The 10,701-nt window shown below is 73.9% G+C and carries 8 protein-coding genes; 6 read left to right on the top strand and 2 right to left on the bottom strand.

The genetic code is table 11. The annotated features are described in order from the left end of the window. The first annotated feature begins 111 nt into the window (after positions 1–111). From ACWC24_RS09835 to ACWC24_RS09845, 3 genes are all read left to right on the top strand, one after another. Positions 112–1,527: an SWIM zinc finger family protein gene (locus tag ACWC24_RS09835; RefSeq protein ID WP_450662307.1), complete on the top strand. Its 1,416-nt coding sequence runs from the start codon at positions 112–114 to the stop codon at positions 1,525–1,527. Beyond that, the gene (locus ACWC24_RS09840) at positions 1,524–4,187 is read left to right on the top strand and encodes a DUF7824 domain-containing protein (RefSeq protein ID WP_450662308.1); all 2,664 of its coding nucleotides are present in this window, start codon (positions 1,524–1,526) and stop codon (positions 4,185–4,187) included. The genes ACWC24_RS09835 and ACWC24_RS09840 overlap by 4 nt, the downstream gene beginning before the upstream one ends. A 188-nt stretch (positions 4,188–4,375) precedes the next feature. Continuing rightward, positions 4,376–5,809 (top strand): GNAT family N-acetyltransferase, encoded by a 1,434-nt coding sequence (locus tag ACWC24_RS09845; protein WP_450662309.1) that lies wholly within the window; start codon positions 4,376–4,378, stop codon positions 5,807–5,809. A 74-nt stretch (positions 5,810–5,883) separates the two neighbouring features. On the opposite strand, the gene ACWC24_RS09850 is transcribed toward ACWC24_RS09845, so the two are convergent. Beyond that, positions 5,884–7,098, bottom strand: coding sequence for a trans-sulfuration enzyme family protein (locus ACWC24_RS09850; protein WP_450662310.1), 1,215 nt, complete (start codon positions 7,096–7,098; stop codon positions 5,884–5,886). Positions 7,099–7,158: 60 nt separating this feature from the next. Here ACWC24_RS09850 and ACWC24_RS09855 point away from each other — a divergent pair, with 60 nt between their 5' ends. Continuing rightward, a complete protein-coding gene (locus tag ACWC24_RS09855) occupies positions 7,159–7,656 on the top strand; it encodes an Lrp/AsnC family transcriptional regulator (RefSeq protein ID WP_450662311.1) in 498 nt (165 codons plus the stop codon). A gap of 75 nt (positions 7,657–7,731) precedes the next feature. Then, positions 7,732–9,423, top strand: coding sequence for a DUF885 domain-containing protein (locus ACWC24_RS09860; RefSeq protein ID WP_450662312.1), 1,692 nt, complete (start codon positions 7,732–7,734; stop codon positions 9,421–9,423). A gap of 164 nt (positions 9,424–9,587) precedes the next feature. Here ACWC24_RS09860 and ACWC24_RS09865 read toward each other — a convergent pair whose 3' ends face one another. Beyond that, entirely contained in the window at positions 9,588–10,076 is a 489-nt protein-coding gene (locus tag ACWC24_RS09865) for a rhodanese-like domain-containing protein (RefSeq protein WP_450662313.1), read from the bottom strand. Between the two features lie 144 nt (positions 10,077–10,220). Between ACWC24_RS09865 and ACWC24_RS09870 the strand changes: the two genes are divergently transcribed. Continuing rightward, positions 10,221–10,667: an Lrp/AsnC family transcriptional regulator gene (locus tag ACWC24_RS09870; protein WP_375982675.1), complete on the top strand. Its 447-nt coding sequence runs from the start codon at positions 10,221–10,223 to the stop codon at positions 10,665–10,667. Positions 10,668–10,701 lie beyond the last annotated feature (34 nt).

The raw sequence follows: 10,701 nt of genomic DNA on the forward strand, positions 1-10,701 counted from the left end.
GCGCCGGGGACCGTTGCGGCAGGTGGCGTCACCCCCTGCCCCAACCAGCCCCGCAGGGTGGCGTTTTCGCAGGTCAGGCCGATTGTCAGTGGTCGCCTCTACGGTTTTCCCATGACGCGATCTTTGCAGGCCGTGGCCTATCGACGACCCTCCGTGCTGGAATCCGCCGCGGGCGGCCGACGACTGGGGCTGGAGACGTCCGCCGGCCTGACCCCCGTGGGAGCCGAGGCCCATCCGCGCTTCTTCGCCGGGTTCCTGACGGCTCCGCAGGTGGCCGCGGCGGGGCTGCTGGCGGTGGCGGACGTGGCGGTCGCGCGCTACTACCAGCGGCAGCTGCCCGCGTCCCTGGACCCGGTGGTGACGGGCAACGGCGACCGGCTGCGTTTTGAATCCTTCTCCGGCTGCGGCGGGGTGTACGCGCGGCTGGACGTCCTCGAAGGCGGCCTGGACGGCGGCGCGGTGGGACACGGCACGACGAACGTGGACGTCAACAACCCGCTGCGCGACGCGCTGTCCCGGCTCGGCGGGGACGATCCGCTGCACCTGCGGGTCGGTCCCGAGGAACTCGCCGTCACCACGCTGGACGGCCCGGTCGTGGAGAAGAAGGTGCCGCTGCCCGACCGCTGGCTGCGCGGCTTCGCCGAGGCCCAGGTGGTGGCGGCCGGATTCGATCTGCGGGCCGAACTGCCCGCCGCCGAGGCGGTGCGGTTCCTGCGCGCGCTGCCCCGGGGTTCGGGCCGCAGCGGCTCGGGCGGCCCGCTGTGGGTGGTGCCCGCGGGCCGTGGGCTGCGGCCGACGACCCGGGCGGTGTCCGGCGCGGTGTGCCTGCCCGGCCCGGAGCGACTGGTCGCACTCCAGCGGGTGCTGCGGCACGCGACGGCCCTGCGGGTGTACGGGCCGCCGGTCGCCCCGGCGGGCGGCTCCGTCGCCGCGACGGCGAGTGCCTGGGAGGTGGTCCTGCCGGGCATGCGGCTGACCCTGACGCTGTCGCCGGACGTCTCACGCGGCTTCTCCGGCGAGGGCGGGGTCCTGGAGGCCCTGGCCACGGACGAGGCGGCGGCCGACGCCGAACTGCTGTCGGTGCTGCTGGCCTGGGAGCCCCGCGTCGACGTCGCCGACCTCGCCGCCGCCTCGGGTCTGGCGGTGGAGCGGGTCCGGGCGGCGCTGGTCCGGCTGGGCACCTCGGGCCGCGTCGGGTACGACACGGCGGAGGCGGCCTACTTCCACCGTGAACTGCCCTACGACGCGGCGCGGGTGGAGCGCCACAACCCCAGGCTGCGGTCCGCCCGGGCCCTGGTGGCGGCGGGGGCGGTCGCCCTGGACGGCGCGACCGGGACGGTGACGGCCGAGGACGGACACATACACCGGGTGCGGGACGAGGCCGGGGTGCTGACGTGCAGCTGCCTGTGGTGGGCCAAGTACCGGGGTGGGCGCGGGCCGTGCAAGCACGCGCTCGCGGTGCGGATGGCGCGGCGGGGCACCGCCGCGGAGCTGATCGGGACCGGAATCGACGGGGGTGCGCGATGAGTGGACTGACGGACGCGGTGCGGACGGGCCGGACGGACGAGGTGGTACGTCTGCTGGACGGGATGACGGACGCCGAGCGGCGGTCGGCCTTCCCCGAGTTAAAGCAGCTCCGCAAGGAACTGCGGCCACGCCGCTGGGAGTCGGACGCGGTACGCGCCTACCCCGCCCTGCATCTGGCCGGCGCCGCCTGTCAGACCGGGGCGGCGGGAGTGGCGAGCTGGATCGCGGCCGCCGACCTCCAGTGGTCGTCGACGACCAGGCCGGACCTGGTGCTGCACGTCCTGGGCGACCGTGACCCCGCATGGCTCGCCGAGGTCACCCGTCGGCTGGCCGAGCGCCCGGCCGCCTCGCGTGTGTCGCACGAGCTGGTGGCGGGACTGGTCCGGCTCTCGGGCCACCCGGTCCCGACCACCGACGCCTATGTGCGGGGCTGGGTGGAACGCATCGGCTCCACCTGGTACCGCGGGGACACGGTGCTGGAGCAGTTGCGCCGGGATCCGCACCTGGCACGGCTGGTGGCGGCGCTGTTCGAGACCGACGACATCGGCAGTCGTATGCAGTGGGGGGCCGCGGAGGGGCCGAACAACTGGACCGACGCTATCGCCCTGTTGACCCTCGAGGGCGCCCTCGACCGGACGGCGACCGTCGACGCGTGCGTGGCCCGGCTCCTGCGCGGCGGTACCGCCGCCGACCACAGGGTGTTCCTGCGGTTGCTCAAGACCCTGGCGCTCACCCGGGACGAGCAGCGGGAGCGGACGGCCGACTGGCTGGCGCTGGCCTCGGACGCGGTCTCCGTGGTGGCTGCGCACGCCCAGTCGGTGCTGGGCGCGCTGGCCGTCGAGGGCGAGCTGGCCACCCGTCGGCTGTCGGAGATGTCGGCCGCCGTGCTGTTCCGTACCGAGAAGAAGCTCGTGCGGGCGCAGTTGGTGCTGCTCGGGAAGGTGCTCGCCCGGGACGCGGCGGCGGCCGGTGAGCTGCTGCCCGTGGTGGCGCAGGCCTTCGGGTACGACGATCCGGATGTGCAGGAGCGGGCGCTCAAGCTCGCGGAGCGGCACCTGGGGAAGGTCGCCTCGGCCGAGGTGCGCGCCGAGGTCGCCGACGCGGCGGCGGGGTTGATCCCGATGCTGCGCACCCGGGCGGTGCGGTCGCTGGGCGCCACGCCCGGGGCCGAGGACGCCGTGGCGCACCCGGAAGTGCTGCCGCCGGTACCCGTGCCGCTGCGGCTCGCCCCTGCGCCCGGTTCGGCCGTCGAACTCGCGGAGGAACTGGGCGCCGTGCTGGCGTCGTCCGGGGACGTCGCCGCGTTCGAGCGGGCACTCGACGGCCTGGTACGGCATGTGCACCGCGACCGCGAGGGCCTGCTGGAGGCGCTCGCCCCGGTGACGGCACGCCGGTGGTGGAGCGACGCCCGCCCCGATCACGGGTACCACCAGCCGGCCGAGCACTACTACGGGGCGTCCTTCCACGCGCTCCAGGACACCGAGGACGCCCTGGACCTCGTCCTGGCGACGCTGGCGGGACAGTGCACGACCGCCCAGCTGCACCGGGCCGTCGTGCAGGGCGCGAGGGAGCGGGGCTGCCCGCACAGCGCGCTCGCCCGCGCCTTCGAGGCCCGGGTGTGGGAGGTGGCGTACCGGATACGGACCGACCCGCTGCCGTTCCTGCTGTCGACGCCCACGTGGAGCACCGGCCTGCTGGAACCGGACGAGCTGGTGGAGCGCCTCGACGCCTACCGGCGGCTGGGGGCCAGGCCCGCGGCGGCCGACTTCGCGCAGGCGCTGCTGCGGGTGCGTCGCACGGACCGGGCGGCGGCCGCGGCGGCTGCCGCCCGGGCGGCGGCGCTCGGCACCCCCGAGGGAACACGGCTCGCCGCCTGGCTCGTCTCCGAGGCGCCCTCCCTGCCGCCGCGGCGCAGTCGCGCCTCGGGCTCCCGGGTCCTGATCGAGTCCGCGGAACTCCTCGAGTTGCAGGAGGACTTCCCGGCGGAGTTCGCGCCTCTGGGCCGCCCGGTGGGTGTCTTCGACGGACGGCAGTACTGCCTGCACTGGAGCGACGAGCTGCGCCCGCACTGGCTGGCGCTGCTCCCGGAACGGCGCGAGCTGGTGGCGATGCGGGTGCTGCTGGACCTGTCCCGGGTCGCGGTGGACGACACCCGCGGCGTCGGCTTCCTGCCGCTGCTCGCGGAATCGGGCGGGGAGGCGGGCGAGGCGGTGCACCTGTGCGTGGCCTACGGGCTCGGCGCCCGGCACGCGGAGGACCGGCTCGCCGCCGTGGACGCGCTGCTGGTGCTGGCGGCCCGTGGCGAGCTGGACACGGCCAGGCTGGGCGCGGACCTCGCGGAGCTGGTGCGCTCTGCGGCCGTGAAGCCGCAGCGGCTGGCCGACTCGCTGCGGACGGCGGCGGCCACCGGGGCCAACGCCACCATCTGGGGCCTGCTCGGCCGGGCGCTGCCGCCCCTGCTCGCCGATCTGCCGGCCACCGGGACGGCAGGGCGTGGGCTCGGGGAGCTGCTGACGGTGGCCTCGGAGTGCGCCGAGCGGTCCGGTGCGCGCGGGGATCTGCCGCATCTGGCGCAGACGGCGGCCAGGCGCGGCTCCTCCCGGCTGGTGACGCAGGCCCGGCGACTGCGCAGTGCGCTGACGGAGGGGGTGGCCGCCTGACGTAGTCGGTGGGTCGGCGCCACCGGGCCCCGACCGGGGGTGAACTGGTTCGATGGACGGGCGGTCCGGTGGCGCAACACAGCAATCAAAAAGCAGTAAAAAGTACAGATTCGGTCTTTACCGCTCAGTCACAAAGCGTTCGTGATCACGCAACACACATCCTTCACAGTGGTTGCATGAATCGAGACATGTCTGATGTGACGCGAGCGAAGCACGGTCGCCCCGTGCACCACTGGCGCAGGGATGTGGTGGAACTCGCCGGCGTCTTCACGGCCGTGGCGGTGGCGGACGCCGTGGCGAACCTGATCGGGCACGGCCCGGACGGCCCGGCCCTGCTGGTGATCTCGGCGGCGGCACTCGCGGCCACGGCGGGCTTCCACGTCTGGTGGGCACGCCGCCACGGTCACGCACCCCCGGAGACCGATACCGGAACCCGGCCGCGCTCCGCCGAGCAGGCCGGGCCGCTCGCCCCCTCGCGCGCGACCGTTCCGTCCCAGGGCGGGGCGAGCACCCTGTGGCGCATGAGGACGACGGTCAAGGACGCGCCGGGATCACTCGCGGCGCTGTGCACCGCGCTGGCCGGACAGCGGGTGGACATCCTGAGCCTCCAGACGCATCCGCTGGGCGAGGGGACGGTGGACGAGTTCCTGCTGCGGGCCCCCGACGAGCTGCCCGCGACCGAGATCACCCGCGCGGTGGCGCAGGCCGGCGGCACCGCCACCTGGATCGAACGGGCCGACGCGCACGACCTGGTGGACGCCCCCACCCGGGTGCTGGGACTGGCCACCCGCACCGCCCTGGACGCGGCCGAACTGCCCCTCGCTCTGCGTCAGTTGCTGGGCCGGTGCACCATCCGCTCGCTGCCCGCCCGGCCGCTCGGCCAAGGACGCGGGGCGGACGTCGTACCCGTCGAAGGAGTGCTGGAGGACACGGTGATGCGGCTGCGGGCGCCGGAAGGCGGGGTGATCACCGTGGAGCGGCCGTACCTGCCGTTCACGCCGACCGAGTTCGCGCGGGCGCGGGCCCTGGTGGAACTGGACGCCCGGCTCGGCCCACGCGTGCCGATCGGCCAGGACGTACTGACGCTGCCCGAGGGCAACGACATCACCGTGCGCCGGGCCGACACCGCGGACCTGAAGGCCGCGAAGGACATGCACGAGCGGTGCTCGCCGCGCACCCTCTCGATGCGCTACCACGGGCCGGTCAAGGACGCGGACCGCTATCTGAACCACCTGCTCAGCCCGCGCTTCGGACGGACCCTCGCGGTGCAGACGGCGTCCGGGCGCATCGTCGGCCTCGGCCATCTGCTGTGGGACGGGGACGAGACGGAGGTCGCGCTGCTCGTCGAGGACGAGTGGCAGCGGCGCGGTGTCGGGGCCGAACTCCTCGGCCGGCTGGTCGCGATGGCCGCCGAGGCGCACTGCGCGAGCGTGTACGCCGTGACCCAGGCCTCCAACACCGGCATGGTCGCCGCGATGCGCGGGCTGGGACTGCCCCTCGACTACCAGATCGAGGAGGGCACGCTGGTGATCACGGCCCGGCTGGACACGGCGACGGCCGCCGCGCGGCGCCCCTACGAGCGGCGCCAGGAGTGGCACGGCGAGCGGATCGTCCGCGACTGAGCCGCCACCCTCGCGTCCCGGTGCCGCCGGACCGGCCCGGCGGAGAAGCACTCCGCCGGGCCGGTCCGCCCTGTTCAGACGGCCGACGGCCGCGCGTCCGCCACCGCGGCCGGGGCGGCCGTGGCCGCCTCGCCCAGTGCCCCGTCCAGGTCGGCCCACAGGTCCTCGACGTCCTCCAGGCCCACCGAGAGCCGCAGCAGCCGGTCACCCACGCCCGCCCCCTGCCGGTCCGCCGCGTCCACGATCCGGTGACTGATGGAGGCGGGGTGCTGGATGAGCGTGTCGACACTGCCGAGGCTCACGGCCGGAGTGATCAGCCGGACGCCCGCGATCACCTCGTGCGGGTCGCCGTGGACCTCGAAGGCGATCATCGCGCCGCCGATCCGCGGGTAGTGGACACGGGCGACGCGCGGGTCGGCGGTGAGGCGGCGGGCGAGCTCGGCCGCGTTCTCGGACGCTGCCCGCACCCGCACCGGCAGCGTCGACAGACCGCGCAGCAGCAGATAGCCGGCCAGCGGGTGCAGCACCCCGCCGGTGGCGAACCGCACCTGGCGCAGCCGCCCGGCGAACTCCTCGTCGCAGGCCACCACGCCGGCCATCACGTCCCCGTGTCCGCCGAGGTACTTGGTGGCGCTGTGCAGCACCAGCCGCGCCCCCTGCTCGGCCGGGCGTTGCAGGACGGGTGTGGCGAAGGTGTTGTCGGCGAGCAGCGGTACCGAGCCACAGGAGTGGGCGACGGCCCGCAGGTCCACCTCGGCGAGGGTCGGGTTCGCCGGGGTCTCGACCATCACCAGGCCCGTGTCGGGGCGCAGGGCGTCGGCGATGCCGGCCGGATCGGTCCAGGTCACCTCCGAGCCGAGCAGTCCGGCGGTCAGCAGATGGTCGCTGCACCCGTACAGCGGGCGCACGGCCACCACGTGCCGCAGGCCCATCGAGCCGCGGACCAGGAGCACGGCGCTGAGCGCCGCCATGCCGCTGGCGAACGCGACCGCGCTCTCGGTGCCCTCCAGCCGCGCCAGGGCCGTCTCGAAGCGGGCGACCGTGGGATTTCCGAGCCGGGCGTAGACCGGCGGGCCGTCCGGCTCGGCGCCGGTCTGCGCGAACGCGTCGATACGGGCGGCCTCACCCCTGCTGTCGTAGGAGGGGTAGGTGGTGGACAGGTCGATGGGCGGGGCGTGGAGTCCCTGGCGGGCGAGGTCGTCCCGGCCCGCGTGCACGGCCTCGGTGGCCAGTGCTCTCGAAGGAAGGCGTACGTCGTCGTACGGCGCGAACGTGCTCGCTGAGTCCATGGACGGAAGGGTGAACAGCGACCGGGGCGATGGATTCGAACACCGTGCTACGTTCGGGTCATGGCCGAATCTGTCGTACTGGATCCGGTGGACCTTCACCTGCTGCGGTTGTTGCAGAACGACGCCCGGACCACGTTCCGTGATCTCGCCGCGCAGGTCGGGGTCGCACCGTCGACGTGTCTGGACCGCGTGGCGCGGCTGCGCCGCTCGGGGGTGATCCTCGGCCATCAGCTGCGGGTCGACCCGGCGAAGCTGGGGCGCGGCCTCGAGGCGCTGCTGTCGGTGCAGGTCAGGCCGCATCGACGGGAGCTGGTGGGACCGTTCGTGGAGCGGATACGCGCGCTGCCGGAGGCGCGCACCGTCTTCCATCTCACCGGTCCCGACGACTATCTCGTCCATGTCGCGGTCGCGGACATGGCCGACCTCCAGCGCCTGGTGCTGGACGAGTTCACCTCGCAGCGGGAAGTGGCCAGGGTCGAGACCCGGTTGATCTTCCAGCAGTGGGAATGCGGCCCGCTGCTGCCGCCCGACAGACCGGGCACACCCAGGCCTGTCTGACCGGACCCGACCGGCGCCGCGCCCGGCCGGTAAACCGGGCTGACGCGGCACCGGAATCCGTACGAGGATGTCCGCATGCCAGAGACGAAGAGCCCGTTGCCCCGCCAGGTCGCCGACGCCTATGTCGACGACCTGATCGCCCTCGACCCGATCACCGGCACCTATCTCGGCGTGCGGGAGAGTTCGAACCGTCTGCCCGACACCTCGCCCGCGGGACAGGACGCGCTCGCCGCACTGGCCCGCACCACGCTCGCCCGGCTCGACGAGGCCGAGCGGCAACCGGGCGCGGAGCGCGACATCGAGCGCCGCTGCGGACGACTGCTGCGCGAACGGCTGACCGCGGAGCTCGCCGTGCACGAGGCCGACGAGCATCTGCGCGCGGTCGGCAACCTGCACACCGCGCCGCATTCGGTGCGCGAGGTCTTCACCATCACGCCGGCGCAGACCGAGGCGGACTGGTCGGCGATCGCCGAGCGGCTGCGCGCGGTGCCGGCCGCGCTCGACGGCTACCGCGAGTCCCTCGCGCTGGGCCTGGAGCGCAAGCTGTACGCGGCACCGCGTCCGACGGCCACCTTCATCGACCAGCTCACCGAGTGGTCGTCCCCGGACGGCAGCGGCCGCGGCTGGTTCGAGGAGTTCGCGGCGGACGGCCCGCAGGCGCTGCGCGCGGAGCTGGACGAGGCGGCGCGCGGGGCGACGGCGGCCGTCGTGGAGCTGCGGGACTGGATGCGTGATGTGTACGCGCCCACGATCGAGGGCGCGCCGAACACGGTGGGCCGCGAGCGCTACGCCCGCTGGTCGCGCTACTTCAACGGCACGGACCTCGATCTGGACGAGGCGTACGCGTACGGCTGGGCCGAGTACCACCGGCTGCGCGGCGAGATGGAGCAGGAGGCCGAGCGAATCCTGCCGGGCGCGGCGACGCCGTGGGTGGCGCTCGCGCATCTCGACGAGCACGGCAAGCACATCGAGGGCGTCGACGAGGTCCGCGACTGGCTCCAGGGCCTGATGGACCAGGCGATCGACGCACTGGACGGCACGCACTTCGAACTCGCCGAGCGGGTGCGGAAGGTGGAGTCCTGCATCGCGCCTCCGGGCGGGGCCGCGGCTCCGTACTACACCGCGCCGACGGAGGACTTCTCCCGTCCGGGCCGCACCTGGCTGCCGACGATGGGCCAGACCCGCTTCCCGGTCTACGACCTCGTCTCCACCTGGTACCACGAGGGCGTTCCCGGCCACCACCTCCAGCTCGCGCAGTGGGCGCACGTCGCGGCGGACCTCTCCCGCTACCAGGCGACGCTCGGCGGGGTGAGCGCCAACGCCGAGGGCTGGGCGCTGTACGCGGAGCGGCTGATGGACGAGCTGGGCTTCCTCACCGACGCCGAGCAGCGGCTCGGCTATCTCGACGCGCAGATGATGCGGGCCGTGCGCGTCATCGTCGACATCGGCATGCACCTGGAACTGGAGATCCCGGCGGACTCCCCGTTCCACCCGGGCGAGCGCTGGACCCCGGAGCTGGCCGAGGAGTTCTTCGGCGCGCACAGCAGCCGGCCTGCGGACTTCGTGGAGAGCGAGCTGACCCGCTATCTCACGATCCCCGGCCAGGCGATCGGCTACAAGCTCGGCGAGCGGGCCTGGCTGCTGGGCCGGGCGAAGGCGCGCGAGCGGCACGGCGACGCCTTCGACCTCAAGGCCTGGCACATGGCGGCGCTGTCGCAGGGCTCGCTGGGCCTGGACGACCTGGTGGACGAGCTGTCGCGGCTCTGATCCGCGGGGCTCACCTGCGGAAGCCGCCCTCCGAGCCGATGACCTGACCCGGCGACCGGCCGGGAAGCGGGCGGCGACGGCCGTGAGATCGTCGCCGCCCGCGTAACCGGTGTCCACGGGGCCCGGGTCGACGGTGACGCCGTGCTCGGCGAGCGGTCGCCGGGTCAGCAGCCGCAGTCCTGCGCGTCCACCGGTGCCGTCAGCGGGTCCGCGTCACGGCGCGCGGGGCCCTCCCAGGTCTCGTGGGCGAAGCCCTCGCGCACCCAGTACTCGAAGCCGCCCAGCATCTCCTTGACCTGGTAGCCGAGTTCGGCGAGGGCGAGGGCGGCCCGGGTGGCACCGTTGCAGCCGGGTCCCCAGCAGTACGTCACGACCGGCACCGACTTGTCGAGGAGCCGGGCGGCCTGCTCGGCGATGAGCGCGGTCGGCAGGTGGACCGCGCCGGGGATGTGGCCCTGGTCCCAGGACTCGGTGGAGCGGGAGTCCAGGACGACGAAGCCCGGGTCGCCCTCGGCCGCGAGCGCGGCGGCTACGTCGGAGACGTCGGCGTGGAAGACGAGGCTCGCGCGGAAGTAGGCGGCGGCCTCGGCCGGGGCCGCCGGGGCGACGCGCAGGACGGGGTTGGTGACAGAAGTGGCGGCGGTGGCGGTCATCGTATGGCCTTCCCTCGGGCCGCCGCGTCGGCGGTGCGGCGGATCTCCATGCCCAGAAATCTACGGGTGATGATCGCCGTCCTGAAGTGGTGTTTCCCGGCCGTCCACTTGATCGGCCGGGGATTCCCCTGCTATTCCTCGGTCATGACCGCGTATTCCCCTGACGCCACCGACTGGCGGATCCTCGACGCCCTCCAGCGCGAGGGCCGCGCCAGCTTCGCCGAACTCGCCCGTGCCGTCTCGATGTCCGCGAGCGCCGTCACCGAGCGGGTGCGCCGTCTGGAGGAGGCGGGGGTCATCCAGGGGTACACGGCGGTCGTCGATCCCGAGCGGCTCGGCCTGCCGATCCTCGCGTTCGTCCGCCTGCGCTACCCGAACGGCCACTACAAGCCCTTCCACGACCTCGTCGCCGTGACGCCGGAGATCCTGGAGGCGCACCATGTGACGGGCGACGACTGCTTCGTCATCAAGGTCGCGGCCCGCTCGATGCGTCATCTGGAGGAGGTGTCGGGCAAGATCGGCACGCTGGGCTCGGTCACCACCAGCGTCGTCTACTCCTCGCCCCTGCCCCGGCGTCCGCTCGGCCGGTGAGCCGGGCGGGTCGCGAAGCCGCGGCCGGGTCCCG

This window comes from Streptomyces sp. NPDC001443 (genome assembly GCF_053597355.1).